31 protein-coding genes and 1 pseudogene are annotated in these 26895 nt (G+C 40.1%); 25 read left to right on the top strand and 7 right to left on the bottom strand.

Going from position 1 to position 26895, the window contains the following annotated elements; all coding sequences use genetic code 11:
• The first annotated feature begins 162 nt into the window (after positions 1 to 162).
• From FZF09_RS17255 to FZF09_RS17170, 20 genes are all read left to right on the top strand, one after another.
• Positions 163 to 1191 carry a methionine ABC transporter ATP-binding protein gene (locus FZF09_RS17255; protein WP_158737836.1) on the top strand — a complete coding sequence of 343 codons (1029 nt, stop codon included), beginning with the start codon at positions 163 to 165 and terminating at the stop codon, positions 1189 to 1191.
• On the top strand, positions 1181 to 1861 hold the full coding sequence (locus FZF09_RS17250) for a methionine ABC transporter permease (protein ID WP_158737835.1): 681 nt from the start codon (positions 1181 to 1183) through the stop codon (positions 1859 to 1861). Before FZF09_RS17255 ends, FZF09_RS17250 begins: the two co-directional genes overlap by 11 nt.
• A 19-nt stretch (positions 1862 to 1880) precedes the next feature.
• Entirely contained in the window at positions 1881 to 2816 is a 936-nt protein-coding gene (locus tag FZF09_RS17245; protein ID WP_158737834.1) for a MetQ/NlpA family ABC transporter substrate-binding protein, read from the top strand.
• 328 nt (positions 2817 to 3144) lie between these two features.
• On the top strand, positions 3145 to 3531 hold the full coding sequence (locus FZF09_RS17240; RefSeq protein WP_091581322.1) for a carboxymuconolactone decarboxylase family protein: 387 nt from the start codon (positions 3145 to 3147) through the stop codon (positions 3529 to 3531).
• 274 nt (positions 3532 to 3805) lie between these two features.
• Positions 3806 to 3952 (top strand): YuzK family famiily protein, encoded by a 147-nt coding sequence (locus tag FZF09_RS23470; protein ID WP_483296084.1) that lies wholly within the window; start codon positions 3806 to 3808, stop codon positions 3950 to 3952.
• A gap of 338 nt (positions 3953 to 4290) precedes the next feature.
• The gene (gene sufC, locus FZF09_RS17235) at positions 4291 to 5085 is read left to right on the top strand and encodes a Fe-S cluster assembly ATPase SufC (RefSeq protein WP_158737833.1); all 795 of its coding nucleotides are present in this window, start codon (positions 4291 to 4293) and stop codon (positions 5083 to 5085) included.
• An 18-nt stretch (positions 5086 to 5103) separates the two neighbouring features.
• Positions 5104 to 6414: a Fe-S cluster assembly protein SufD gene (sufD, locus tag FZF09_RS17230; protein ID WP_158737882.1), complete on the top strand. Its 1311-nt coding sequence runs from the start codon at positions 5104 to 5106 to the stop codon at positions 6412 to 6414.
• Positions 6414 to 7637 (top strand): cysteine desulfurase, encoded by a 1224-nt coding sequence (locus tag FZF09_RS17225; protein ID WP_158737832.1) that lies wholly within the window; start codon positions 6414 to 6416, stop codon positions 7635 to 7637. The genes sufD and FZF09_RS17225 overlap by 1 nt, the downstream gene beginning before the upstream one ends.
• Positions 7624 to 8064 (top strand): Fe-S cluster assembly sulfur transfer protein SufU, encoded by a 441-nt coding sequence (sufU, locus tag FZF09_RS17220; RefSeq protein ID WP_158737831.1) that lies wholly within the window; start codon positions 7624 to 7626, stop codon positions 8062 to 8064. Before FZF09_RS17225 ends, sufU begins: the two co-directional genes overlap by 14 nt.
• Before the next feature lie 133 nt (positions 8065 to 8197).
• Complete coding sequence (gene sufB / locus FZF09_RS17215; protein WP_158737830.1) at positions 8198 to 9595, top strand: Fe-S cluster assembly protein SufB; 1398 nt, start codon at positions 8198 to 8200, stop codon at positions 9593 to 9595.
• 83 nt (positions 9596 to 9678) lie between these two features.
• Positions 9679 to 10542, top strand: a complete 864-nt coding sequence (locus tag FZF09_RS17210) for a DUF72 domain-containing protein (RefSeq protein WP_158737829.1) — start codon at positions 9679 to 9681, stop codon at positions 10540 to 10542.
• 93 nt (positions 10543 to 10635) lie between these two features.
• On the top strand, positions 10636 to 11460 hold the full coding sequence (locus tag FZF09_RS17205) for a sulfite exporter TauE/SafE family protein (RefSeq protein ID WP_158737828.1): 825 nt from the start codon (positions 10636 to 10638) through the stop codon (positions 11458 to 11460).
• 39 nt (positions 11461 to 11499) lie between these two features.
• On the top strand, positions 11500 to 12900 hold the full coding sequence (locus FZF09_RS17200; RefSeq protein WP_158737827.1) for a bifunctional metallophosphatase/5'-nucleotidase: 1401 nt from the start codon (positions 11500 to 11502) through the stop codon (positions 12898 to 12900).
• 75 nt (positions 12901 to 12975) lie between these two features.
• Positions 12976 to 13275, top strand: a complete 300-nt coding sequence (locus tag FZF09_RS17195; protein WP_158737826.1) for a YunC family protein — start codon at positions 12976 to 12978, stop codon at positions 13273 to 13275.
• Between the two features lie 98 nt (positions 13276 to 13373).
• Positions 13374 to 13499, top strand: coding sequence for a hypothetical protein (locus tag FZF09_RS23135; protein WP_255450604.1), 126 nt, complete (start codon positions 13374 to 13376; stop codon positions 13497 to 13499).
• Between the two features lie 142 nt (positions 13500 to 13641).
• Entirely contained in the window at positions 13642 to 14436 is a 795-nt protein-coding gene (locus FZF09_RS17190) for a thymidylate synthase (protein WP_158737825.1), read from the top strand.
• Complete coding sequence (locus FZF09_RS17185) at positions 14433 to 14918, top strand: dihydrofolate reductase (protein WP_158737824.1); 486 nt, start codon at positions 14433 to 14435, stop codon at positions 14916 to 14918. The genes FZF09_RS17190 and FZF09_RS17185 overlap by 4 nt, the downstream gene beginning before the upstream one ends.
• 63 nt (positions 14919 to 14981) lie before the next feature.
• Positions 14982 to 15845, top strand: coding sequence for a sporulation protein YunB (gene yunB, locus FZF09_RS17180; protein ID WP_158737823.1), 864 nt, complete (start codon positions 14982 to 14984; stop codon positions 15843 to 15845).
• A 218-nt stretch (positions 15846 to 16063) separates the two neighbouring features.
• Positions 16064 to 17590, top strand: coding sequence for a sodium-dependent transporter (locus tag FZF09_RS17175; RefSeq protein WP_158737822.1), 1527 nt, complete (start codon positions 16064 to 16066; stop codon positions 17588 to 17590).
• Positions 17591 to 17592: 2 nt separating this feature from the next.
• Positions 17593 to 17703, top strand: a complete 111-nt coding sequence (locus FZF09_RS17170) for a methionine/alanine import family NSS transporter small subunit (protein WP_091581361.1) — start codon at positions 17593 to 17595, stop codon at positions 17701 to 17703.
• Positions 17704 to 17771: 68 nt separating this feature from the next.
• Here FZF09_RS17170 and FZF09_RS17165 read toward each other — a convergent pair whose 3' ends face one another.
• The gene (locus FZF09_RS17165; protein ID WP_158737821.1) at positions 17772 to 18770 is read right to left on the bottom strand and encodes a M23 family metallopeptidase; all 999 of its coding nucleotides are present in this window, start codon (positions 18768 to 18770) and stop codon (positions 17772 to 17774) included.
• Positions 18771 to 18967: 197 nt separating this feature from the next.
• Here FZF09_RS17165 and lipA point away from each other — a divergent pair, with 197 nt between their 5' ends.
• Positions 18968 to 19876, top strand: a complete 909-nt coding sequence (gene lipA, locus FZF09_RS17160) for a lipoyl synthase (RefSeq protein ID WP_158737820.1) — start codon at positions 18968 to 18970, stop codon at positions 19874 to 19876.
• Positions 19877 to 20218: 342 nt separating this feature from the next.
• Here the strand turns inward: lipA and FZF09_RS22845 are convergent.
• Positions 20219 to 20414: pseudogene (locus tag FZF09_RS22845) on the bottom strand (IS3 family transposase); the annotation flags it as partial.
• A 279-nt stretch (positions 20415 to 20693) separates the two neighbouring features.
• Positions 20694 to 21293 carry a YhcN/YlaJ family sporulation lipoprotein gene (locus FZF09_RS17150; RefSeq protein WP_158737818.1) on the bottom strand — a complete coding sequence of 200 codons (600 nt, stop codon included), beginning with the start codon at positions 21291 to 21293 and terminating at the stop codon, positions 20694 to 20696.
• 153 nt (positions 21294 to 21446) lie between these two features.
• Here FZF09_RS17150 and FZF09_RS17145 point away from each other — a divergent pair, with 153 nt between their 5' ends.
• Positions 21447 to 21728: a YutD family protein gene (locus FZF09_RS17145; RefSeq protein WP_158737817.1), complete on the top strand. Its 282-nt coding sequence runs from the start codon at positions 21447 to 21449 to the stop codon at positions 21726 to 21728.
• Positions 21729 to 22080: 352 nt separating this feature from the next.
• Here FZF09_RS17145 and FZF09_RS17140 read toward each other — a convergent pair whose 3' ends face one another.
• Genes FZF09_RS17140 through glpX form a run of 3 tightly spaced genes read right to left on the bottom strand, consistent with a single transcriptional unit; the run spans position 22081 to position 23700 of the window.
• A complete protein-coding gene (locus FZF09_RS17140) occupies positions 22081 to 22386 on the bottom strand; it encodes a cytosolic protein (protein WP_158737816.1) in 306 nt (101 codons plus the stop codon).
• A 60-nt stretch (positions 22387 to 22446) separates the two neighbouring features.
• Positions 22447 to 22716 (bottom strand): DUF3055 domain-containing protein, encoded by a 270-nt coding sequence (locus FZF09_RS17135; RefSeq protein ID WP_233269536.1) that lies wholly within the window; start codon positions 22714 to 22716, stop codon positions 22447 to 22449.
• 12 nt (positions 22717 to 22728) lie between these two features.
• Complete coding sequence (gene glpX / locus FZF09_RS17130) at positions 22729 to 23700, bottom strand: class II fructose-bisphosphatase (protein WP_158737815.1); 972 nt, start codon at positions 23698 to 23700, stop codon at positions 22729 to 22731.
• Positions 23701 to 23860: 160 nt separating this feature from the next.
• On the opposite strand from glpX, the gene FZF09_RS17125 reads away from it, so the two are divergent.
• Positions 23861 to 24319, top strand: a complete 459-nt coding sequence (locus FZF09_RS17125; RefSeq protein ID WP_158737814.1) for a DUF86 domain-containing protein — start codon at positions 23861 to 23863, stop codon at positions 24317 to 24319.
• Between the two features lie 5 nt (positions 24320 to 24324).
• Positions 24325 to 25089 carry a TIGR01457 family HAD-type hydrolase gene (locus tag FZF09_RS17120; protein WP_158737813.1) on the top strand — a complete coding sequence of 255 codons (765 nt, stop codon included), beginning with the start codon at positions 24325 to 24327 and terminating at the stop codon, positions 25087 to 25089.
• A 12-nt stretch (positions 25090 to 25101) separates the two neighbouring features.
• On the opposite strand, the gene FZF09_RS17115 is transcribed toward FZF09_RS17120, so the two are convergent.
• On the bottom strand, positions 25102 to 25596 hold the full coding sequence (locus FZF09_RS17115; protein WP_158737812.1) for a phosphatidylglycerophosphatase A family protein: 495 nt from the start codon (positions 25594 to 25596) through the stop codon (positions 25102 to 25104).
• 138 nt (positions 25597 to 25734) lie between these two features.
• On the opposite strand from FZF09_RS17115, the gene yutH reads away from it, so the two are divergent.
• Positions 25735 to 26760, top strand: coding sequence for a spore coat putative kinase YutH (gene yutH, locus FZF09_RS17110; protein ID WP_158737811.1), 1026 nt, complete (start codon positions 25735 to 25737; stop codon positions 26758 to 26760).
• Positions 26761 to 26895: the final 135 nt, after the last annotated feature.

Genomic DNA, 26895 nt, shown 5'->3' with positions numbered 1-26895 from the left:
TACCAACAGCACAGCAGTTGACGAGCTTTGTAAGGACCTGTAAAGTTTTAATGAGAATAATAAAAGGCTGTCTATCCGTGCTGACAAGGCGGATTTTTCTAGGGTGTTTTATGAAGTTTTCTGATAAGTTTAGTCAGAATTAAAGGAACGAGGGATAACGGCATGATAACTTTAAATCGTTTATCGAAAGTGTTTCAAGCAAAAAGCGGGAACATAACAGCTGTCGATGACGTAAATTTATCGATAAACAAAGGAGAGATTTTTGGGATTATTGGGTACAGCGGTGCTGGAAAAAGTACCTTGATCCGCATGTTAAATATGCTAGAGAGGCCAAGCCAAGGGCAGGTTACGGTGGCTGATTGGAACATGTCAAAGCTTTCCGGACGCTCTTTAAGAGAAGCAAGACAAGAAATCAGCATGATATTCCAGCATTTTAATTTGCTTTGGTCCAGGACGGTAAAGGAAAATATAGCGTTTCCTTTGGAAATAGCAGGCGTTCCAAAGAAAAAAAGAATGGAAAGAGTACAGGAACTTATAGAACTAGTAGGACTCCATGGGCGTGGGGAAGCTTATCCTTCTCAGTTAAGCGGAGGTCAAAAACAACGGGTGGGCATTGCAAGAGCGCTTGCAAACAACCCTAAAGTTTTGTTGTGCGATGAAGCGACATCAGCTCTTGACCCAAAAACGACAGATTCCATTCTTGATCTTTTAACGGATATTAATAAAAAACTAGGACTTACAATAGTACTTATTACACATGAAATGCATGTTATTCGTAAAATTTGTCATCGCGTAGCAGTGATGGATGACGGCAAAGTAGTTGAACAAGGGAAGGTGCTTGATGTTTTCCGCCACCCGAAGCAAGACATGACAAAAGAGTTTGTGAAACAAGTGACGGAGCCAGAAGAAACGATGGAAGCAATTGAAGGATTACTAGAAGATAGAGACATGGGGCCTGTAGTCAAATTAATGTTTCTTGGTGAAGATGCAGAGCAGCCTGTCATGACAGAGCTCATCCAAACGTGCGGTGTCAGTGTGAATATATTGCAAGGGAAAGTTTCTAAAACGAGAGATGGCAGTTATGGAACATTATTTGTACAGCTGCAAGGAGAAAAGAAGAATCTTGATAAAGCTCTGTTATTTTTAGAAGACCATCGTATAGAAGCGGAGGTGCTGAACCATGATAAATAACCTCCAGGAAGAGCTGCTTCCTAATGTTAATTGGGAAAATATGTGGGAAGCTACATTAGAAACGGCTTATATGAGTGCTCTTGCTGTTGCTGCTACATTTATTATAGGTATATTTTTAGGTTTAATTCTCTATCTTACGGATAAAGGGAACTTATGGCAGAATAAAACGATCCATGCAATAGCTGCTGCGCTTGTCAATATATTTCGTTCTATTCCATTTATTATACTCATTATTTTGCTAGTCCCTTTTACTACATTTATTGTTGGAACCATGCTTGGGCCAAGTGCGGCACTGCCGGCTTTAGTTATAGGAGCAGCTCCTTTTTATGCTCGCATGGTTGAAATTGGGCTGCGTGAAGTAGACAAGGGAGTAATTGAAGCAGCTCAATCGATGGGAGCAAATCAATGGCATATTATTTTTAAAGTTCTGCTTCCTGAATCAATGCCTGCCTTAATTTCTGGAATAACAGTAACCTCCATTGCGTTAGTAAGCTACACTGCAATGGCTGGTGTGATCGGTGCAGGTGGTCTTGGAGACCTTGCCTTTAGAGAAGGATATCAACGAAGTAATCCTGATGTAACTTTTATGGCAACCGTCGCCATTCTTATCATTGTATTTATTTTGCAATGGATTGGCGACTGGATTACCTATAAATTAGACAAACGTTAATTTAAAGGAGGAAATGTCAATGAAACATTGGCTGCAATTATTAGCTGCACTTACCCTGGTATTGCTGCTTGCTGCATGCGGCACTGGGGAAGATTCAGAAGAACAAGAATCAGGTGATACTGGAAATAATGAGGAAGAAGCAGCACCAGAAGAAGAAAATGCTGAATTAGTTGTTGGAGCTTCGAATGTGCCTCATGCAGAAATTCTAGAGTTTGCATCGGACAAGCTAGCTGAAGAAGGCATAGATCTAGAAATCGAAACATTTAACGATTACATCGTACCGAACCAAGCGCTCGCTGAGGGAGAACTAGATGCTAACTATTTCCAGCATATACCTTATTTTGAGGGCCAAGTAGAAGAAAATGACTATGATTTTGTCAATGCAGGCGGCGTTCATATCGAACCTATTGGTGTTTATTCTCAAGAGTATGACAGCCTCGATGATCTTCCTGAAGGAGCAGAAGTTATCATGAGCAGTTCGGTCACAGACCACGGCAGAATTCTTATGATGCTAGAAGACGAAGGACTTATCACTCTTAAAGAAGGCGCAGGAATTAATGCTACAATTGAGGACGTGGAGGAAAATCCAAAAGATCTTCAATTCCGTGATGACGTAGAGGCTGCTACATTGCCTCAAGCTTATCAAAACGGAGAAGGAGATGCGGTGCTGATCAACTCAAACTATGCTTTGGATGCAGGACTTAGCCCTCGTGAAGATACCATTGCTATTGAAGATGAAGAAAATAATCCTTATGTTAATATTATTGCTGTACGCAGTGAAGATGAAGATAAAGAAGAAATCCAAACTCTCCTTGACGTGCTTCACTCTGAGGAAGTTACAGAGTTTATCGAAGAAGAGTATGACGGTGCAGTTGTACCTGCAACAGGAGAAGGTGCAGAAGTTCCGGCCGAAGAAGACACTTCTCAAGAAGATGAAGAAAATAACGAAGAGTAACAGTAACAAGCCTGGAGACTTAACATCTTCAGGCTTTTTCTTTTTTAAAAGCTAAGAAATTATAAATATTAGGCGTTTTACATGTCTAGCTCCAGCGCCTACTCGCTCGAGATTCCTTCGGTTCGTCAATGGAAAGCAAAGATCAGCTTTCCATATGCCCGCCCCTCCAGGACTTGTCGCTCGTGAGCAAGGCGCTTGCGCTTTTCTTATACTATAGAGGACGGTTTAACCGTTAGACTTTGCGGCATGCCGAGTTTTTTCTAATTCTTTTTGAATGACAGTTTTTTTCTGCTGCATACTAAAAAAGTAATAAAAAGGAGGGAATCAAATGAGTCAGGAACAACAAGATAATCAGCAATCATCGATGATTCAGCAGGCGCTTCAAGAATATAAAGAGGGACTTGGACATTTTACAGAAAAAATCCCTAACATAGCTCGCAAGTATAATGCGTTTACGGAAGCATGTTTTGCTAAAGGAGCCGTTTCTCAGAAGGAAAAACAAATGATTGCTCTTGGTGTCAGCGTATTTTCCCAGGATGAATATTGTATTATTTATCATACGAAAGGATGTTTAGACCAAGGGTGCACGGAAAAAGAAATACTAGAAATCATTGGGGTGACAGCTGCCTTTGGGGGCGGTGCTGTAATGAGTCAGGCCGTAACACTGGTACAAGAGGCCATTCAAGAACTCGAGGGATCACAACAGACTCATTAATTCACTGCATGAATTTAGCATAATGTCCTGCGGGAGCACGTCACTTTATTATTCAAACAATTTCTATCAATGAGCAATGAAGAGAATTTTAGAGAAATTTTATCAATGAAAGAAGGTATTAAAGTCCATCCTTTCTCAGTGTTAATTGTCAGAAAATATAACAACAATAGGATTTTGTAGTCAGAAAATTTACTTGCTATAGTTATAAATGTGTTAAAAACACAGAAAGGATGGATTTATTATCCACACACTAAACAACACTCATACGGGTGAAATGGAAAAAGCCATGCACCAATCCCACGGTTTCGGTTATGCTGAATATAACCGCAGCCTGCAGAAACGATTGGAAGTTGAACAGTCAAGAGAAATGGAATACAAAATCAGTTGTCAGATTGCTGCTGAATTTCACAACAGATCTTAAATAAGGTGAAAAGAAAACCTGTAAGATAAATTCACAGGTTTTCTTTTTCTTTTAAGATGAATTGAATTTTGCTATAATACGAAAAGTGATACTAAAAATAATGGGGGGGCTGACCTGAAGAGATAAATGCTTTAGGGTAGCCCCCTTTTATTCTTTTTACTTTTTCACTATTATTATAGAGGAAATAGGAAAAAATAATGGCAGTACATTCTATTTGAGGAAAGGTCCTTTTCTTGATGTTTAATTGGATTTGTTTTAAAATTATAATGAGAATAAATTGAGAATCATGAGGATTCTACATAGAATCCCTTAATATTAGATGATGGAGGTATTTTTACATGGCAGCTTCAACACTTAAGATTGAGAATCTTCACGTAGAAATAGAAGGTTCAGAAATTATTAAAGACTTTAATTTGGAAATTAATACAGGAGAGATCCACGCCATCATGGGGCCTAACGGTACGGGGAAATCAACATTGGCATCTGCTATTATGGGCCACCCGAAATATGAAATCACACAAGGATCGGTGCACCTAGACGGAGAAGACGTTCTTGAAATGGAAGTGGATGAGCGCGCGAAAGCAGGAATGTTTCTTGCGATGCAATACCCAAGTGAAATCAGCGGAGTAACCAATGCCGACTTCATGCGTTCTGCTATTAATGCAAGACGTGAAGAAGGCGACGAAATTTCTTTAATGAAATTCATTAGAAAAATGGACGACAAAATGGATACATTGGAAATGGACCAATCTTTTTCCCAACGTTATCTTAACGAAGGGTTCTCAGGCGGGGAAAAGAAAAGAAATGAAATTTTGCAGCTGTTAATGCTCGAACCAAAATTTGCTATTCTTGATGAAATAGACTCCGGTCTTGATATTGACGCACTTAAAGTAGTTTCTAAAGGGGTTAATGACATGAGAAACCCTGATTTTGGCTGCTTGATTATTACCCACTATCAACGTTTGCTGAATTATATCAAACCTGACAAAGTTCACGTTATGATGCAAGGACGTATCGTGAAATCCGGCGGAGCAGAGCTGGCACAGCGGTTAGAAGAAGAAGGCTACGACTGGATTAAAGAAGAACTTGGAATTGAAAATGAAAAAGTCGGCGACCAAGAGCAGGAAGTGTAATAGCAGGGAGGTTATATGATGTCAGTGGATACAAAGTGGACATACGATGAAGAATATGTAAAAGAGTACTCCCAAAATCGCGGAGAACCAGAGTGGCTTACAGAGGAACGACTTACTGCTGTTCGCCTGGCAGATAAGCTCGAGCTTCCAAAGCCGGAAAAGACAAACATTAAAACGTGGAACTTTACTGAGTTCAAACATGCTGCTGCTCCATCAGAAAGCATCAGTGATGTAGAAAACCTTCACGAAGATGTTCAAAAATTAATTGATCGAAGCACAGAAGAGCAAAACTTAATCGTTTTTCGTGACGGACACTCCGTTTATCGTTCGGTAAGCAAACGTTTAGAAGAACAAGGCGTGCTGTTTTGTGACATAGAAACAGCTGCAAAAGAGCACAGTGAATTGTTAAAACAATACTTCATGGGGAAAGCAGTAAATGTTGACGAGCATAAATTAACTGCTTTACACGTTGCATTAATAAATGGAGGCACTTTTGTGTATGTGCCGAAAAATGTTCAGGTGGAAGCACCTTTACAAGTTATTTATTGGCAGGAAGACCCTGAAGCAGCGCTTTTTAACCATGTTATCGTTGCTGCCGAAGATAACAGTGAAGTGACGTATCTTGAGAACTACGTTTCTTTTGATGAAGAAAAAAGTTCAGTTGCGAACATTATATCTGAAGTGTATGCCGGAAACGGTGCCAAAATCTCCTACGGCGGAGTTGATCATTTTGAAAAAGGGATGACCACTTATGTAAACCGCCGGGGTTATGTAGAAAAAGACGGCCGTATTGATTGGGCTCTTGGGCAGATGAATGAAGGCAACACTGTGTCTGACAATACAACCGTGTTAGCTGGAGATGGTTCATATGCTGATTCCAAATCCGTTTCCATTGGCCGTGATAATCAAAGCCAAAACTTCTGGACGCATATTATTCATCATGGAAAACATTCAGATGGACAGATCCTTACTCACGGTGTAATGAAAGATAAAGCTTCTTCCATATTCAATGGTGTTACAAAAATTGAACATGGTGCAACAAAAGCAAATGGTGAACAAACAGAACGTGTTCTTATGCTGAGTGAAAAAGCACGCGGCGATGCTAATCCAATTCTTTTGATTGATGAAGATGATGTAACAGCTGGGCACGCAGCTTCTGTAGGACGCATTGATCCGCTGCAAATGTTCTATCTTATGAGCCGCGGTCTTTCAAAAACAGAAGCGGAGCGTTTAGTTATTCACGGCTTTTTAGCACCTGTTGTAAACCAACTTCCTATTCAGGCTGTTAAAAACCGTCTGTCAGAAGTTATTGAAAGGAAAGTGTATTAATGGATGTAAAGGAAATTCGCAAACAGTTTCCTATTTTGCACCAGGAAGTCAATGGCCATCCGCTCGTCTATTTAGACAGCGCTGCTACATCTCAAAAGCCGGCCAAAGTCATTGAAAAGATTGATGATTATTATCGCCGTTATAATTCCAATGTACACAGGGGTGTGCATACACTTGGCAGTTTAGCGACAGATGAATATGAAGGGGCACGAGAAAAAGTCCGCTCCTTTATTCATGCTTCAAGCATGCAGGAAGTAGTGTTTACAAGAGGGACGACAACGGCAATCAATACAGTAGCTCAAAGTTATGGAAGAAGCAACCTGCAAGAAGGCGATGAGATTGTAATAACACCAATGGAACATCACAGCAATCTCATCCCGTGGCAGCAAATGGCTAAAGTCACTGGTGCAGAGTTGAAATATATCCCTTTGCAAGAAGACGGATCATTATCTATAGCTGATATAAAAAATACAATTACTTCAAACACTAAAATTGTAGCTGTTACTCATGTTTCTAATGTAATGGGAACAATAAACCCAATCAAAGATATTACCCGGCTGGCTCATGAAAATGGTGCGGTAGTCCTTGTAGATGGAGCACAAGGCGCCCCTCATATGAAAGTAGATGTGCAAGAACTTGATTGTGATTTTTACGCATTTTCTGGCCATAAAATGGGAGGCCCTACAGGCATAGGTGTGCTCTATGGGAAAAAACATTTGTTAGAAAAGATGGAGCCTGTTGAGTTCGGCGGAGAAATGATCGATTTTGTAGATCTGTATGATTCTACTTGGAAAGAGCTGCCATGGAAGTTTGAAGGCGGGACGCCGATAATTGCAGGTGCAGTTGGGCTTGGTGCAGCCATAGACTTCCTTGAAGATGTGGGAATGGACAATATTGAAGCTCATGAAACCAAACTAGCTGAATATGCCGTAAATAAATTAAAAGAAGTGGATGGCTTTCATATTTATGGACCTAAGAAACGAGCTGGTCTTATCACTTTCAATATAGATGATGTCCATCCGCATGATGTAGCGACTGTACTGGATGCAGAAGGTATTGCTGTACGGGCCGGCCATCATTGTGCGCAGCCTTTAATGAAATGGCTGAACGTGGCAGCAACAGCTCGGGCTAGTTTTTATATTTACAATACAACCGAAGATATTGATGCCCTAACAGAAGGCTTAATAAAAACAAAGGAGTATTTTGGTGATGTCTTTGCATAGCAATCTCGATACTCTTTACCGTCAAGTAATCATGGATCATTATAAAAATCCTAGAAACCGAGGAGAGCTTGAAGGTGAGACGCTGCATGTAAACATGAACAATCCAACTTGCGGCGACAGAATTCAATTGCAGTTAAAAGTAGAAGACAATAAAATTTCTGAGGCAAAATTTGTTGGGGAAGGCTGCTCAATCAGCTTGTCTTCCGCTTCCATGATGACCGATGCTGTAAAAGGCCGTACGGTGGAGGAAGCCCTGGAAATGGCCGGGATTTTTTCGAGTATGATGCAAGGTCAAGAGTACGACGAAGAGAAATACGACCTAGGTGACATCGAAGCTCTTCAAGGAGTAACAAAGTTTCCAGCCCGAATTAAATGCGCGACATTGGCGTGGAAGGCAATGGAGAAAGGACTCAATGAAGAGGAATAAATAAATCTGCCAAAGAAATGTTTCTTACCCCCTTTCTTTTTAGAGAAAGGAGGCCCTATAATAAAAGGAGAAACAATTCTTGAAGTATATCTTCAAGATGTTCTCTCTATTTTCCTAAAAGGAGGTTACCCGCATGGCTAAGAAAATGCCGGAAATCGGTGAATACCAATACGGGTTTCATGATAAAGACGTTTCTATTTTTCGTTCGGAACGCGGTTTGACGGAAAACGTTGTTAGAGAAATTTCGAATATGAAAGAAGAACCAGAATGGATGTTAAACTTCCGTCTCAAGTCATTGGAACAATTTTATAAGATGCCAATGCCGCAGTGGGGCGGGGATCTGACAGGACTCGTTTTTGATGATATCACTTACTATGTAAAACCTTCCGAACGTTCTGAGAAATCTTGGGATGAAGTACCGGAAGAAATTAAGAATACGTTCGATAAATTAGGTATACCAGAAGCAGAACAAAAATATCTTGCAGGTGTGTCGGCTCAATATGAATCTGAAGTTGTTTACCACAACATGCAAGAAGACCTTGAGAAACAAGGCATTGTGTTTAAAGACACAGACACAGCATTAAAAGAAAATGAAGACATTTTCCGCGAGCATTTTGGTAAAGTGATTCCGCCGTCTGATAATAAGTTCTCTGCATTAAACTCTGCTGTATGGTCTGGCGGTTCGTTTATCTATGTGCCAAAAGGCGTAAAAACGGACACGCCGCTGCAAGCATATTTCCGTATTAACTCAGAGAACATGGGACAATTTGAGCGTACGCTTATTATTGCGGATGAAGATAGTTCCGTTCACTACGTGGAAGGTTGTACGGCACCAGTTTATTCAACAGACTCTCTTCACAGTGCGGTAGTGGAAATTATCGTTAAGAAAAACGCATACTGCCGTTACACTACTATTCAGAACTGGGCGCCTAATATTTATAATCTTGTTACCAAGCGTGCAGTAGCAGATGAAGGTGCAACGATGGAATGGGTAGATGGCAACATCGGTTCAAAACTTACGATGAAATACCCTTCTGTAATTATGCGCGGACCTGGCGCTAAAGGTACTATTCTTTCCATTGCGATCGCAGGGAAAAATCAGCATCAGGATGCCGGTGCAAAAGTGATGCATCTTGCTCCAAACTGCTCATCTACCATTGTTTCTAAATCCATTTCAAAACATGGTGGTAAAGTAACGTATCGTGGTATTTCTCATTTTGGGCGTAAAGCAGAAGGTTCTTATTCAAAAGTCGAATGCGACACATTGATTATGGATAATGAATCCACGTCTGATACGATTCCGTACAACGAAATTATGAACAATAACATTACACTGGAGCACGAGGCTACCGTATCTAAAGTTTCTGAGGAACAGCTCTTCTATTTGATGAGCCGCGGTGTTTCAGAAGAAGAAGCGACTGAAATGATCGTGATGGGCTTTATTGAACCATTCACGAAAGAGCTTCCAATGGAATATGCGGTGGAAATGAACCGTTTGATCCGCTTTGAAATGGAAGGTTCTATCGGTTAATTTTTCAGAAACTCCAATATTGTTTACCTGTAAAGCGAACCCCTCAGCTGGGTTCGCTTTTTGCACGTAAGGAGGAGCAGTCGATGATTTACGTTGGTTTAACAGGCTGGCGGGACCATGAGTTATTGTACCCGCCTGGAACCCGCCAGACGGAAAAATTAGAAACATACAGCAGTCATTTTCCTACGGTAGAAGTAGATTCCGCCTTTTATGCAGTGCAGCCTGTAAAAAATTATGAGAAATGGGTGACCCAAACCCCGGAACGATTTTCTTTTATCGTAAAAGCGTATCAGGGCATCACTGGCCACCAAAGAGGTGAGATTCCTTTTTCTTCAAAAGAAGAGATGTTTGCAGCGTACACAGCTTCTTTAAAACCGGTTACAGAGTCAGGAAAATTAGGTATGATATTGTGTCAGTTTCCACCTTGGTTTGAGTGTAATAAAGAAAACGTAGATTATCTTCGTTATGTTAGAGAAAAGCTGGCCGATTTTCCATGTGCACTAGAATTTCGCCATCAATCCTGGTTCTCTGATAACTATAAAGAAAAAACATTGGAATTTATGGAGAAAGAACAGTGGATTCACAGCATATGTGATGAGCCTCAAGTAGAAGAGGGATCGGTTCCTGTCATTTTACGGCCGACAGACGATCAAAAAACACTGATTAGGCTTCATGGCAGAAATAAAGAAGCATGGAAACGACCAGTACAAGGACAAAATTGGAGAAGTATTCGATACCTATATGACTATTCAAGAGACGAAATAGAAGAATGGATAAATCATGTGCGAGTTTTAGAAAAAGATACGAACAATATATATTTTATTTTCAATAACAACTCTGGAGGACATGCCGCATCGAATGCAAAAACGTTTTTACATGCGGCAGATATCACCTATGAAGATCTGGCCCCACAGCAATTGTCGTTGTTTGATGACACGGAATCATAGTAGAATAAAAAGATAGCGGCAAAAATAGATAGTAACAAAAACTGTCAATAAGTTTTTAACTGGACGTTGTAAACATTGGGAAAGAGGGTTAGTATGGTTTGGGCAGTGTTGTTTTTAACCGGTCTTGCTGCTGGTATGCTTGGGAGTTTAATGGGGTTAGGCGGAGGAATTATTGTTGTACCCGCGTTAATGATATTTAGTGTGCTAAGTCCTTTTTTCGCAGACGTTACACCGCAGACGGCAGTCGGCACCTCCCTTTTAATTATGATTTTCACTGGATTATCTTCTACGCTTGCTTACATGAAACAAAAAACAGTCGACTATATGGCTGGAGGTATTTTTTTTATTGGGAGTGGTCCAGGAGCGCTATTTGGCGTATGGTTAAATAAAGATTTAGAAGTAGCTCCTTTTCTTATTTTTTTTGGTATGTTTGTTGTTTTGGTTTCTTTTATTCTGCTTATTAGAAATAAATTAAAACCATTATCCATAAAAGGAAAAGGTGTTAGGAGAACATATCAGACCGAAGCCGGTTTGGAAATTGAATACGGATTCACACCTTTTATAGCAATTGTTATATCTTTTTGTGTTGGCATGTTTTCTGGATTGTTCGGCATCGGAGGAGGATCATTAATGGTGCCGGTTATGATTTTGTTATTTGGTTTTCCTCCTCATTTAGCCGTAGCTACTTCCATGTTTATGGTGTTATTATCTGCATTGGTCAGTTCAATATCTCATATTGCGCTTGGGAACGTGGAATGGCTGTATGCATTAGCTCTTATACCAGGTGCATGGATTGGTGCGAAAATTGGTGCTGAAATTAACCGTAAATTAAAAAGCGATACCCTTGTAACGATTCTAAGAATTTTTTTAATTGTGATTGGTTTAAGATTAATGTGGCAAGGTTTTACCGGGTTGTAAGACGAACAGATGATAGAATTTTAAAAGGCGGTGCAATCATTGTCTTCATTGATACCTATTTATATTTACCACACGAATGATCTTCACAGCAACTTGCAGCAGTGGCCGTCCGCTGTTTCTTACATAAATACACGGAGGCAATTTCATAAAAAGAAAGATGAAACAGCACTGTTTTTAGATATTGGAGATCATGCTGATCGCGTTCATCCTATAACAGAAGCAACACGTGGAAAAGGAAACGTAGAACTGTTGAATGAAGCTGGAATCCACCATGTAACAATTGGAAATAATGAGGGAATTACTCTTTCCAAAGATGAGTTAGATTCATTGTATGAACATGCTCACTTTAAGGTTTTGCTTGCAAATTTATTTTATGATAAAGAAAACCGCCGTCCCGAATGGGCAGAGCCATTTGACATCATAGAAACCAAAGAAGGCATTCGAATTGGGCTGATCGGTATGACAATACCTTTCTACCCATTATATAAAGAGCTCGGGTGGGAAATAAAAGATCCACTGGAGATCCTGCCTGCTTTACTTGCAGAAGTAAAACCACACGCTGACATTATCGTATTTTTATCGCATTTGGGTTATCCGAAAGATGAAGAAATAGCAAACCAATTTAAAGAAATCGATGTCATTTTAGGTGCGCATACGCATCACTTGCTAAAATCGTCTATTTTAATAAATGATACACTTGTAGCTCAATGCGGGAAAAACAGTTATTATGTCGGCCAGGTTCAACTTTTAATTGATAAAAATACGAGGAAAGTGGTAAAAAAAGAGGGAGCTGCAGAGGATGTCAGTAAAGAGGAGCCAGCACAAGAAACCCTGGGCTTGTTAGGACGCCTTGAAGAAAAGGCTGACAAAGTTTTAGAAGAACCTATTGCAGCTATACCAGAACCCCTGTCGATCTCCTGGACACTGCCATCCCCCTTTGCTGATTTGCTCGCTGAAGGGCTGAAAGAATGGTGCGGGGCTGAGATTTCTATGTTGAACTCTGGTCTATTGTTAGGATCTTTAGAAACTGGCAATGTCACTCGCAAGGATTTACACCGGCTTTGTCCTCACCCCATTAATCCTTGTCTGGTTCATGTGAAGGGCTCCGTATTAAAGGAAACGATCGCTGCAGCTTTTACGGAAAAAATGATTCACCTTCCTTTAAAAGGATTAGGATTTAGAGGAGAAAAGCTGGGAAGAATGGCTTTTGCTGGTATAACCGTAGAACTTGATGAATCAAAAACGAACCCGTATATTAAAAATATTTTGATTCAGGGTGAGTTATTAGAAGCGTCTAAAATTTATAAATTAGCGACAGTAGATATGTTTACATTTGGTCCACTTTATCCAGGACTTGCGCAAAGCAGCAAGAAAAAATATTTTATGCCTGAAATGATGAGAGACGTTTTAGCAGACATATTAAAAAATCGTTATGCTTGACTGTAAAACAAGCTTCCATTTCCTCTCTTTTTTCATAAAGTAGTAATAAGCTGACAGAAAGAGAGGGAACCGGAAATGATGAAAATGGAACCGGTAATACTTCATGATCAGTTTTATACTTCTATGATTGTCGAGCTGCCTGATACGACCCTTTTAATTGTATCTGGTGAAAAAGGGTATATTATGTGCGGTGCTTTAGATATTGACGTCTTAAACAGCAAGTGGCCAAAAAGAAAAATTGCTGCTGGAAGAGCTTTAGGGGTGCGTACCATTGCTGAATTGCTTGAAGCTCCGATGGAATCTGTTACAAAAGCTGCAGAAGCATTAGGCGTAAAAGCAGGCATGACTGGAAAAGAAGCTTTATATTTTATGTAAAATGAAATGTGTTTTGAATAAGCAGCTGTTGGTTTAAGAGAAACCACACGCTGTTTATTTTTTAAAAGGTAAGAAATTATAAATGTTTGGCGTTTTACATGTCTAGCGCAAGCGCCTACTCGCTCGAGATTCCTTCGGTTCGTCAATGGAAAGCAAAGAGCAGCTTTCCATATGCCGCCCCTCCAGGACTTGTCGCTCGTGAGCAAGGCCGCTTGCGCTATTAAGGAGTTGGCGTCAAGTCTTTCTAAAACTTTACTGCGACTTCCGTTATTTGGTTTTGGCAGTAAGAAATAGAGGAATAGTGTTTCTCTACCGTTGTCTGATATAATAGAAGTTGTGATTTATTCGGGAAAGGCGGCTTAAGAAATGGAACAATACTTACATTTATGTAGACATATATTGAATAACGGTACAGAGAAAAGTGATCGGACAGGCACAGGAACAATCAGCACGTTTGGCTGGCAAATGCGCTTTAATTTAGAGGAAGGGTTTCCGGTCCTCACAACAAAAAAATTGCATTTGCGCTCCATTATTCACGAACTGCTGTGGTTCTTGAAAGGGGACACAAACGTACAATACCTTCAGGAAAATAATGTAAGAATATGGAACGAGTGGGCTGATAAAGACGGCGATTTAGGACCCATATACGGAAAGCAGTGGCGCTCTTGGGAAGGAGCATCAGGCAAGACAGTCGATCAGATTAGTGATGTTATTCATGAAATAAAGACCAACCCGGATTCCAGACGTCTCATTGTCAGCGCATGGAATGCAGCTGAGATAGAAGATATGTCACTTGCTCCTTGTCATTGTCTTTTTCAATTTTACGTGAAAGATGGAAAACTTTCTTGTCAGCTGTACCAGCGCAGCGCTGATGTATTTCTTGGTGTGCCGTTTAATATTGCGTCATATGCGCTTTTAACGAAAATGGTTGCACAAGTATGCGGGCTGAAAGCGCATGAATTTGTCCATACATTTGGGGATGCTCATATTTATTTAAATCATATCGAACAAGTACAAAAACAATTAAAGAGAACGCCTAGAAAACTTCCAGAAATGAAACTGAATCCGGAGGTTCAGTCTATATTTGATTTCACGATTGACGATTTTGAGCTTCAAGATTATGATCCTCATCCTCATATTAAAGGAGAAGTGTCGGTATGATTTCTTTTATTGCAGCTATGGATGAAAACCGGGTGATTGGCCATGAAAATAAAATGCCCTGGCATTTGCCTGCTGATTTAAAACATTTTAAAGAGGTAACGAGCGGCAGCCCTATTATTATGGGAAGAAAAACATATGAAGCCATAGGCAGACCGCTTCCAAGACGTCAAAATATTATCGTAACGAACACGAAAGATTTTGCTGCAGAAGGTTGTGAAGTCGTTCATTCGTTAGATGAAGCTAAACGGATTGCAGCTACCAAACAAGAAATTTTTGTTATTGGCGGGGAAACGTTGTTTGAACAATTTCTGCCTGCTGCTGATCGCATGTATTTAACCATCATTCATGATACTTTTCCAGGTGATACGTATTTTCCTGAATGGCAGACAGAGGATTGGGTAACGACAGAAAAGAAACAAGGTAAAACGGATGAAAAGAATCTTTATCCTCATACGTTTATTACACTAGAAAGAAAACATTAATATATGGGCTTAACCCGTTCTTTTTTGCATATATATAAACAAGCAAAGGAGGACGGGTTTCGTATGAAAAAACACCGAAGATTCTTCAAAATCAAAAGCCGTCCAAAAGGGCCGCTCCCCTTTCGCTATGTGTTTATCATTTCGCTGCTTTTATTTACGTTATTTACCGTTCAAGGGCTTTGGCTGGTGGAAAAAGGAATACGGCCTACGTTAATGGCTATCGCCCACACTGAAACACAAAAAATTGCAACACAGGCCATAAATGATGCAATCTCTAATAAAATTGTAGAATCCATTGATATTGAAGACATGATTGAGATTGAAACAGACAGCAACGGCCAAGTAACTTCTGTTAATTTTAATTCAGAAATGTATAATCGCGTATTATCTGAAGCCACATTACGAACCCAAAAGTATTTAAAAATGGTCGAAGAAGGAACGATTGAAGATTTAGGGCTGCCCGAGGAAATCGAACAGGAACTGGAAACAGAAAACTTCACAGATCAAGGAATTATACATGTAATCCCTCTTGGGCAGGCGACAAATAATGCATTGCTTGCACAGCTTGGACCTAGAGTTCCTGTCCAATTTTCCGCAATTGGCGATGTGAAATCGTCCATGAGTGAATCGATTTTTGAATCCGGGATTAATAATACTTATATGCGTATTTCTGTTGACATTGAAGTGGACGTAAGAGTAGTTATTCCATTTGCAACGGATACCGCTGTGGTTTCTACTTCAATCCCGGTTGGTATGGTATTTATATCTGGAGAAGTACCGCAATTCTATAATGCAGGAGATGGAGATATGCCATCACCAGCAATTATTCAAGAACAAGAATTAAAAGATGCTATGGAAGAAGGTAATGAAGAGACAGAAGTAGAAGAAGAACTAGAAGAACCAGAAGAAATTCCTATTACAGAATGACCTCTACACGTTTTATTTTGACAAAATAGGCAGTAATCATTATAATAAAATAACTAATTATCAGACAACAGGTCAGGGAAGGGGGCGAAGAAGGTGCGTACAAATGTATTTTTAGAATAAATAAAAGTAGATTTTATTATTTGAAAAGCATATTTGTTATTAGGTATCTATTTTCTGAATTTTCACTTTTAATTTTGTAGTCGAAAGGAGATAATCCCATGAGTATGAGAGAACAATGGGGCACGCGCGCTGGTTTTATCATGGCGGCTGTTGGTTCTGCGATTGGTCTAGGAAACATTTGGCGTTTTCCTGCCACAGCATATGAAAACGGAGGCGGCGCGTTTTTTATTCCATATTTATTCGCCCTGCTCACAGCCGGGATACCGCTTTTGATATTGGAATTTACAATAGGTCATAAATATCGCGGATCGGCACCGTTGAGCTTTTCGAGAATGAATAAAAAGGCAGAGTGGATAGGATGGTGGGCTGTATTTGTTTCCTTTGTTATTTCCACCTACTATTCTGTCATTATTGCCTGGGCAATATCGTACAGTATTTTTTCTTTTAATCAGTCATGGGGAACGGATACGGAAGCTTTTCTATTCGGTGAGTATTTACAGCTGCCAGACGTTCCTGGACAAATAGGAGCGATTGTACCTTCTGTATTAATTCCATTGATTATTGTGTGGGCTATCACGTTAGGCGTACTTTTTAAAGGGGTTAAAAAAGGTATTGAATTGGCAAACCGCATTTTTATCCCAACACTTGTTGTTATTTTCTTAATTATTGTTATTCGTGCGGTTACGCTGCCAGGAGCAGCAGAAGGTCTCACATCGTTTTTCGAACCAAATTTTGAGGCAATTACGTCTGGTGGTGTATGGGTTGCTGCTTACGGCCAGATTTTCTTCAGTTTGTCTATCGCTTTTGCGATTATGATTACGTATTCTAGTTACTTGCCAAAAAAATCTGATATTACAAATAATGCTTTTATTACAGGGTTTAGTAACTCCAGCTTTGAATTGCTTGCAGGTATTGGAGTGTTCGCCGCGCTTGGGTTTATGGCTTCACAGGCTGGTGTTGGAGTAGAGGAAGTAGTTGCAGGCGGGGTTGGGCTTGCCTTCGTTGTTTTCCCGCAAATTATAAATGAATTTCCGGCTTTAAGTGGATTATTTGGATTTTTATTCTTTGCTTCGCTAGTATTAGCCGGATTGTCTTCCCTTATTTCTATTTCAGAAACGTATGTAAAAGGGATATCAGAAAAATTTGGGATTTCTAGAATTGCTGCTGTTAGTATAGGCGGGGGATTAGCAGCTCTTATTTCATTGATCTACGCAACAGACGGCGGCTTATATTTCCTAGATGCAGCAGACTACTTTATTAATCAGTTCGGGGTTGCTCTTATCGGTCTGATAGAAGTTGTTGCTATCGCATGGTTTATGCGTAAGCTTGGTGATTTCCAAAATCATGCAAACAGCATATCAGACATAAGGATAGGCGGCTGGTGGAAAGTATGTCTTGGAGTTATTACACCGCTTGTTCTTGGTTATATGATGTTTGATTTATTCAAACAAAATTTATTGCGTCAGTTTGATACGGATACAGGAAACTATGAAGGGTATTCAAATGCCTTTATCAACTACAGCGGCTGGGCCGTTGCTGGATTTGCTCTTATTGCGGGAATTATTTTCATGCTTATTCGCTGGAAAAATAAAGAGGAACGAGACGATACAGAGGAGGCGAGCTGATTATGACAGGAAGCGCCATTTTTATGATGCTCTTAGGAATGATCATTATTTGGGGAGGAATGGCAGCAAGTATCATGCATGCCAGAAAAGTTTCGAAAAACAATAATAATTAAAAGCAAGGCAGCCGGCTCTAATTGTTGATTTGAGCCGGCTGTTTTCATAAAATTTTAGCAAGGATGACTCATCGACGTCTTCTATCTCGTTGTTCCCATGATTTTAAGGAAGGATAAGGGTCAAAGGACCATTCGCTATACCCATTATCTCTATACATACCATAATGTAAATGAGGAGGAAATTTTCCTTGTGTACCTGGTTTTCCATAACCTGAACTTCCTACATATCCGATGACATCTCCTGGTGATACAATATCCCCTTTGTTTATTCCATCTTCAAACCCGCTTAAATGAGCGTAATAATGATACGTGTTTGATAAATCGCGGATACCGAGCCTCCAGCCGCCGAATTTATTCCAGCCTTTCAATTCAACAATGCCATACGAGGTTGCGCGCACAGGTGTACGGTGGCCGGCAAAAATATCTGTCCCTTCATGAATACGGCGTCCTCCCCAGCCGCGTGTATCTCCCCAAGTACTTCGGTAGCTGTAATTATAGTTTAACGGAACAGGAAAAGCATGCTCATCATCTAAATCAATTCTGTTATATTTTTTATATATTCTTGCATGACCAGTAATAATATTGACAGCCTGATCACGCTGGTAATATTCCCAAAGACCAATTTGAATATTGTCATCATCGTACCCATAGTCTGAAAGGTAATTGGCAAACGTAAACAATACATCTGCATCTTCATGAAGTGATGCTTTGCCGTTGCCATTTCCATCTAATCCAATACCATCAAAAAGAGCAATTTCAGTAGGGGTCTCCGCTTCTAAGTTAGGGTTTAACGGTCCGGCCCATTCTTTAGGAGAAAAATAAATATTGATGACACCATCGGCCTTCTCCCGGTCATTTCTGGCTCGGCGCAACCCTTTTTCATACGTATCTACACCAGCCAGCCAATACCAGGGCACCTGGGTAACAGCTTCCATTTCTTTATATAAAGCAAGTCGATCTTTGTAGATATCTTCTGCTGATTTTTCCGCTGCGTTTCCTTTGTCTGTAAAAGGAAAAAACGAAAAACAAATGATTAAACTATAAAAAAGAAATAACGATTTTTTCATTTCAACCCGATCCTTTGTTGTTTATTTCTACCCTTTAGTCTGTCTATGCATCGAATATTTAATTAAGCCAATGATTGGAAATAAACAAGACATTTGGCGCGCGTGCTGCTGTCATGTTAAAGTAATAGAGAATATGGGAAAATAAACGTTAAAGAAGCATACTTATATATTTATATTCATGAATTGGAGTGATTGGGTTGGCCAAAACAGAAAAATACCTTCGGAAACCAGAATGGTTGAAAATTAAGCTGAACACCAATGAATCATACAAAGGTTTAAAAAAGATGATGCGGGAGAAAAACCTTCACACCGTATGTGAAGAAGCAAAGTGCCCAAATATTCATGAGTGCTGGGCGGAACGAAAAACGGCCACTTTTATGATTTTGGGTGATGTTTGTACACGTGCATGCCGGTTTTGTGCGGTGAAAACAGGTCTTCCTAATGAATTAGATTGGCAGGAACCAGAGCGTGTAGCAGAATCTGTAGAGCAGATGGGTCTAAAACATGTGGTTATTACGGCGGTTGCACGAGACGATTTAAAAGACGGCGGATCTGCGGTGTTTGCTGAAACCGTCAGAGCTGTAAGACGCCGCAACCCTTATTGTACAATTGAAGTACTTCCGTCTGATATGATGGGGGTAGCTGCTAACCTTGAAACGTTAATGGAAGCTCGGCCAAATATTTTAAATCATAACATTGAAACAGTAAAAAGGCTTACACCTCGTGTTAGAGCAAGAGCTACATACGAAAGAACTCTCACCTTTTTACAGCGTTCCAAAGAATTGCATCCGGACATTCCTACTAAGTCAAGTCTTATGATCGGCTTAGGAGAAACAAAAGAAGAAATTATTGAAACAATGGATGACTTAAGAGCTCATAACGTAGACATTATGACAATTGGCCAATACCTTCAACCGACAAAAAAACATCTTAAAGTCCAGAAGTACTATACACCGGATGAATTTGCTGAGTTAAAAGATATTGCGATGGAAAAAGGATTTAGTCATTGTGAATCAGGACCGCTTGTTCGTTCTTCTTATCACGCGGATGAGCAAGTGAATGAGGCCCAAGTTCATGAAGAAGCTAAAAAGTACAAACAAGCTTAATCAAGCAGTAATAACGGTAAAAAAACGCTTCCGATTATGAAGTGAACCCAAAAGTTGGACAGAGTTATTTTATTAAGCAGCTTGTTGGGCAAGAGTTCGGTATTATATCGGACTCTTGCCTTTTTATTTTGTCTTAATACGTTTGTTGTTATAGTAATCCGTGCATTCTTCACGTTTTTGAAAAAGGTAAAAATTATAAATAGTTGGCGTTTTACATGTCTAGCTCCAGCGCCTACTAGCTCGAGCTTCCTTCGGTTCGTCAAATGGAAAGCAAAGATCAGCTTTCTATTTGACGACCCTCCAGGACTTGTCGCTCGTGAGCAAGGCGCTTGCGCTTTTCTATTTAACGTAATCAATGCTTTCAAAGTAGGGATTCAAGTAAAGAAATTCGGGTTTCATGATTCCAAAAGCAATTCTCTATCACGGCGCTGATAACAGTTCCCTTTACGTGACATAGTTTGTGTTATTCCACGTTCCTTTAAGCATCGCGATATTGTTTCAACTGGTAATGCCGCCCTTGATCCGAGTGAATAATGAACTCATCTTTCTCTGATATTCTCTATTTTGTGGAAAAATTGAGACCTCATGATCTTTGAACGCACGGGTTGTCAAAAATCATGAGACGCCTGCAAGAAAACCAAGAGCTGAAGATTCACCAACGGAGATCTTCCGTTGGTTAGCTGAAGCCTTGTCCGCGGCAAGCGAATGAATTTTTGTACAATCCACCCTTTTACGCAGAAAACCCTCACAATAGGGAGGGTCTTCTTCCATTTACTGGGTGTTGTCCAGACTTTTTTTGCTTATGCCATCAACTATATTACATATGATTATTATCTGCTCTGCGTTTTGACGTTTTCGGCTGCTTTGTCATTTCTCTCATATCCTCAACTGTTTTCTCTAAGGCAGTATGTCCATCTCCCGAACGTGCATCCATCCCTTTAAATGCTTCAATATCTTCAATCATGTTAGGGTTATCGGTAACAACCGTTACATAATAATAAGGTACCATCGATTCAGTCATCATTTTTACGTGTTTGACGGCGTCTTCATCTTCTTCATTATTAGGCCGGAAAGCAACTAGAGCATATTCATTTGTGATTAATACACCAGCTTCTGCTACTTCAGGTGACTGAACAAGAAGGTTACTGATCCCATTTGCAATACGCTGGCGGTCAATAACGTCGTGCATCGTCATTTTATCATCAAGATTTGGTTCATTTGCTTTATTTCTACTATAGCCGAAATTATTACCTTTTGTATTAGAATCCGGATTTGTATTATCTGTATCAGAAACATAATCAAGTGGATGTTCAGGGCCGTACTCTGCACTGAGATCTTCATTATCACCGTTTGGAATTCCTGCACAACCTTGCAGCACAAAAATCGTCATGGTTATAAATATAAATGATTTTTTCATCTATCTTTTCCCCCTTCCATAAAAAATCCGCTGTACGATTAGTATGGCGTTTTTCCATAGAAAAAATGGTGGGAAATCGCGGAAATACTAAAACATATCAATGTTTAGGCTGTTTGTGATACAATGAGTTTGGAAAAAGTGAGGTGTCAGCTTTTGATTGCAGTACAGGGACAGCACTTTGAACTGATCACAGATGTTCGAGATGGCTGGGACGAAGAAACATTTAAAGAACGCTATAGCGATGTCTTAAATAAATATGATTTCGTAGTAGGAGATTGGGGCCACAACCAGCTTAGACTGCGAGGATTTTATGAAGATTCGAGAAAAAAAGTATCCTTTGATACAAAAATTGGCACACTGGAAGATTATATTTATGAGTATTGTAATTTTGGATGTGCATATTTTGTTCTAAAAAAAGTAAGACATTCTGTCTAAGAAAAACACAAGTATTCTGACAGAGGATGTTCGGCTAAGGGTAGAACTTCGCACGTGTTGACGCACCGACGTGGCTTTTTTGGCAACGAAAGTGCAGCGTAAAAGTCTTCTCCTGTCAAAGCACGTCCTCTGACAACGCTGAACTGGCTTATACGTATGCTCGAAACACGATGTTCGCGATTCAAAATTTGGCTGGGTGCTGAAGCTAAACGTGAAAAACGCTCAACTTTTATACTTTCCTGCCTTTTAAAAAACTCCCTCTGCCTGCAGCAGAGGGAGAATTCATATGAAGCACCGTAAATTTTGGCATTTGCTGAAAATGCCTGTTTGTTTTTATAACGGGGAGACGATATTATTTGGAAGTATCGAGATATTCTTCTTGTTTTTTTGGATCATCATGCACCGGGTGTGCTCCGGGAAACTGTCTAGGAATGTTTTGGTGGAAGGCCTTATATTCATAGTTAAATGGAGTGTAATGGCGCTGACCTTCCTTCCAAGGTGTATTTTTTCCAAGCTCCCGGTTGACCGGAGACCCATAAGGCCCTTCTGGGAGAGTTTCCGATGTCAAATACCGTCTGCTCGTTTCCACGTTTGCAAAATCGGTATAAGAATCGGCGGATTCATGAGCCTGCCGATGCTTTTTATAGTTGTCTTCCATAGTATCACCCCTCGGTCGTATGTTTCCCTTTCCTAAAGTAAACATACCACGTGGAAGGGTTTAAATGACTTCATATAAAAAGTCGCGTAATTCCGCAGCGTTGTTTTCTGCTAAATGAAATATTTGTTCTAAATATCCTGGTTCTTCTAAATCATCGGTTCCAATAATAGCAAACCGATTTGATTGCATATCAAGCACTAAATGTTTTCCGTAATGCCGGGTTGTGGTTGTTATTGCAAGGTCAAACCGTTCTTCCTCTCCCATAAAGCTGACAAAGCGTGTTTTCGTGTCTTCTATATCATCATAAAGATAAAAACGCTCTTCCTCCACGGTTAGCCCTCCTTATTCTTCCATTACAAGATGAGGTTTATGATCAAGGTGATGATGAGCTTTTATATAACGAACGGTTCTTGTTTTTGCACGCATCACAATCGAATCCGTCTCTGTTAAATCACCGCCAAGAAAACGAACGCCTTCTAAAAGTTCGCCAGAAGAGACTCCTGTAGCAGCGAAAATAGCATCGTCTCCTTTTACCAAATCATCCAATGCTAATATTTGAGAAGGATCTTCAAGCCCCATCTCTTTGCAGCGAGCCGCTTCTTCCTCGGTATGGGGTGCAAGACGTGCCTGCATATCTCCGCCAAGTGCTTTTAATGCCGCTGCTGAAATTACCCCCTCAGGAGCACCGCCTTTACCGACAAATAAATCAATACCTGTCTGAGGAAGAGCAGTAGCGATAGATGCGCCAACATCTCCGTCACCGAATAATTTTACTCTGGCGCCTTTTGCACGAATTCGTTCTACAAGTTCCATGTGACGCTCTCTATCCTGAATAATCACCGTAAGATCTCTTACTCGTTTGTTGTTCATTTTAGCAACGATATCAATTGTTTTTTCAATTGGATCATCTAGCCGTACTAACCCTGCCGCTTTTGGTCCGACGGCCAGTTTTTCCATGTACATATCTGGAGCATGAAGCAGAGTTCCGTGATCGGCAACAGCTATGACAGCCATCGCGTTTGCTCGTCCATTCGCAACAATATTTGTACCTTCAAGCGGATCAACGGCTATATCTACTTCGGGTCCGTTGCCGCTGCCAACTTCTTCACCAATATAAAGCATAGGAGCTTCGTCTTTTTCTCCTTCTCCTATAACGACTTTTCCTTTACAGCTGACGGAATCGAACATCGTCCGCATTGCTGTTGTAGCAGCATCATCTGCTTCTATTTTCTGTCCCCGCCCCAGCCATTGAGCGGAGGCGATGCCAGCTGCCTCTGTTACTCGTACAATTTCTAACGCTAGTTCTCTATCCACTGATTTATCCCTCCAGATAAAATAGATCCTTGACAATATGATGTATAATTCCGTATTTATACTATCACATTTCTGAGGTGAATGGATAATTGACTTGAAGAGAGAAAAGAATCATATGGTATACTGGGCAATAATCGGTAATTGAAAGGAGATAACAGTAATGTATTTTGTAGACCGAAAAAAAATAGAAGAAATATTAACATATATGGATCATTTATATAATGCTTTTCCAGAAGCCAAACTAGCTGCATCGACAGTCGAGCAATTAGCGTTAGAGCGAATTGCCCAGGGATGGGTCGAAGGAATGATTGATGTTGGCAATCAAATGATTGATGGCTTTATTATGCGGGACCCAGGAAGCTATGAAGATATTCTTGACATTTTGGAGGATGAACAAGTGATACCTTCTGAAGAAACGAAGGGACTAAAAGAAGTATTGACATTGCGTAAAGACCTGGTCCAGCATTATACAAAAATAAAACACGATGTTTTTCGAAATAAGATTTCTGAGCAAGAAGCAGCGGTCAAAAATTTTCCAGATCGAATTCGAACGTATTTAGAAAAAGAACTTGGTCCTGTTTCTGCATTTTTACCAGACGAGAAAGAGATGGAGGAATGACAAGCATGAAACATTACAACGGTTATTTGTTAGATTTAGATGGAACGATTTACAGAGGGAAAGAGCCAATACCAGAAGCAGTTGCTTTTGTCCAAAAACTCCACGACCAACAGATTCCATATTTATTTGTAACCAATAATTCCACAACCTCCCCGGAAAAAGTAGCTGTTCGATTAAGGGATATGGGGATTCCGTGTGAAGAAAAGCATGTATTAACTACAAGTATGGCAGCAGCTTCTTACATAATGGATAGCCCTTTGAAACAGACTGCTTATATTATCGGAGAAGACGGCTTAAAAGAACAAATACGTTTGGCAGGTATTCAAGAGGACGAAGAAGAACCAGGGTTTGTAGTTGTTGGACTCGATCGTCAAGTTACCTATGATAAGTTTGCAAAGGCGTGTTTAGCTGTTAGAAATGGAGCACGCTTTGTTTCAACCAATGCAGATAATGCGTTACCTACAGAAAAAGGTTTGATGCCAGGCAACGGAGCAATCACTTCTGTTATTACAGTATCGACGGGCGTAGAGCCGACTTTTATAGGCAAACCTGAACGTATTATGATTGATCAAGCGGTGAACATGCTTGGTGTATCACCTGAACATACAGTATTGATTGGTGATAATTATGATACTGATATACTGGCAGGCATTCAAGCCGGCCTGGATACGATTCACGTGGACACGGGAGTCACTTCTTCAAAAGAAGCGGCACTAAAATCTATTCCAGCTACATACAGTATTTCTTCCTTGTCGGAGTGGAACGTTTAAAAATAATTCCTATCATTGTCTGTGGTCAAGCCGGTGTGCGAGCCGGCTTGAAGCAGAAGCAGCAATGGCTCCGACAATATCATCGAGAAACGTATGGCATTCCCCGCTTAATTTATCATTTAACTTCTCTAAAATGCCTGGTTTTTGTTTATCAACGTATCCATAATTGGTAAACCCAATGCTTCCATAAACATTCACGATGGAAAGAGCAATGATTTCATCCACTCCGTAAAGTCCTTCATCATTTTGAACAATTTCAAGCAGCGGCTCAGATAAGTGACCTGCTTCAGCAAGTTTGTCTATTTCAATTCCTGTAATAACGGCATTCTGTACTTCTCGTTTTGATAATACTCCAGAAACATGTTCAACACATGTTTCAAGGCTAAGTCCATCAATATAATCTTCTTGTAAAAAATACACAAGTTCGGCGATGTCCTCAATATTAACCCCGCGTTCTTTCAGCATTGTTTTTGTCGTCTCTTCTAATGGATGATGCTTGTAAACCATCTTTGATTTCCTACTTTCTTTTTCTATTTTTCCGTTATATAGTTTATCCGTTTGAAGGTAAACTATCCGAAGAAAAAGGGTTAACCAGCAGCTATTGTTCATACAATCATGGTAAGCAGAATGGCAGGGGGTTATAAAATGATGGAACGCAATGTATATGACCATTATGGGTTATACATGGACCAATCATTTAAAGCGGGTCTCTACACTGGTTTTAGTGCCGGGAATTCGTTGTATTTGCTTGTTCCAGACACTGCCCAGCAGCAAGATGATTGGAAAGAAAAATTAGAATGGGCAGAACAATTAAGGTGGCTCGGAGATGAAACGATTGCAGCATTTGTTTCTCCTTATACGAGAGGTTATTCCGTTCCTGTAGACGGAGAGAAACAGCTGTTGTTTCATGTTCCTGCTTCATCATCGGCTAACAAAAGAAATTTCGAAAAGGAAGGAAAAGCGCTGGCAGAATTTCATAAGAAAGGGATGAATTTATTTCCCCGCTCTATACCCCAGCCTTTTTTAGAAAGATGGTGCGAGTGGTGGGAAACGAGATTAGAGCAGCTTGAAAATTGGTACACTTACGTACGAAAAAAAACAAGCTATTCCCAAATGGATAAATGGTTTTTACAAACTTTTCCTTATTATATAGGACGGACAGAAAATGCGATTCAATGGCTGAAAGAAACGTCTTGGCAAGCAGAAGGTATAGAAGAGCCGGGGTGTGTAGCTCATTTTTGTTTTACGCCAACTACGTGGATCACACTCGATCAAGAGAGGGCGCCTGTTAAACTCCCGTCTGATTGGTTGTATGATCATCCTTCACGAGATGTCTCTGAATGGATAAGAAATGCAATGGAAAATGATAGTAGTGAAAGGGAGATTCTCCATTTTATAAAAGAATACGAAGAAGCCAATCAAATAACTCATCTTGGCCGCCAACTTATATTTGGGCGATTGTTATTTCCGTATTATTATATGGAACAATTAGAGCAAACCTATTTGCGCGAAGACACAGGAGAAACGGAACAAGCCTTAAATAAACTCAAGCAGTTATGGGCAAATGAAGCTACAAGAATGGAACAATTGTCTTCCTTTTATCCATCACTGCTTCCAAAAGACAGAGAAATGCCAGAATGGCTGAACGGATCTTCTTTTCAAAAGCTCTAGTTATTTTAGGCCTTAGCACACCGTGTAAGCAAAACACTTAATTCTAAATATTTTATAGAAATCCCCTTGTCATAATGTCGATTTCCTTATATAATGTCCATTATACAGAGACATTTGTTTACTATACGAAAACAT

It is taken from the genome of Alteribacillus sp. YIM 98480 (assembly GCF_009765375.1).
Taxonomy (GTDB): Bacteria; Bacillota; Bacilli; order Bacillales; family Marinococcaceae; genus Alteribacillus.
This window is presented reverse-complemented; position numbering and strand designations above follow the sequence as displayed.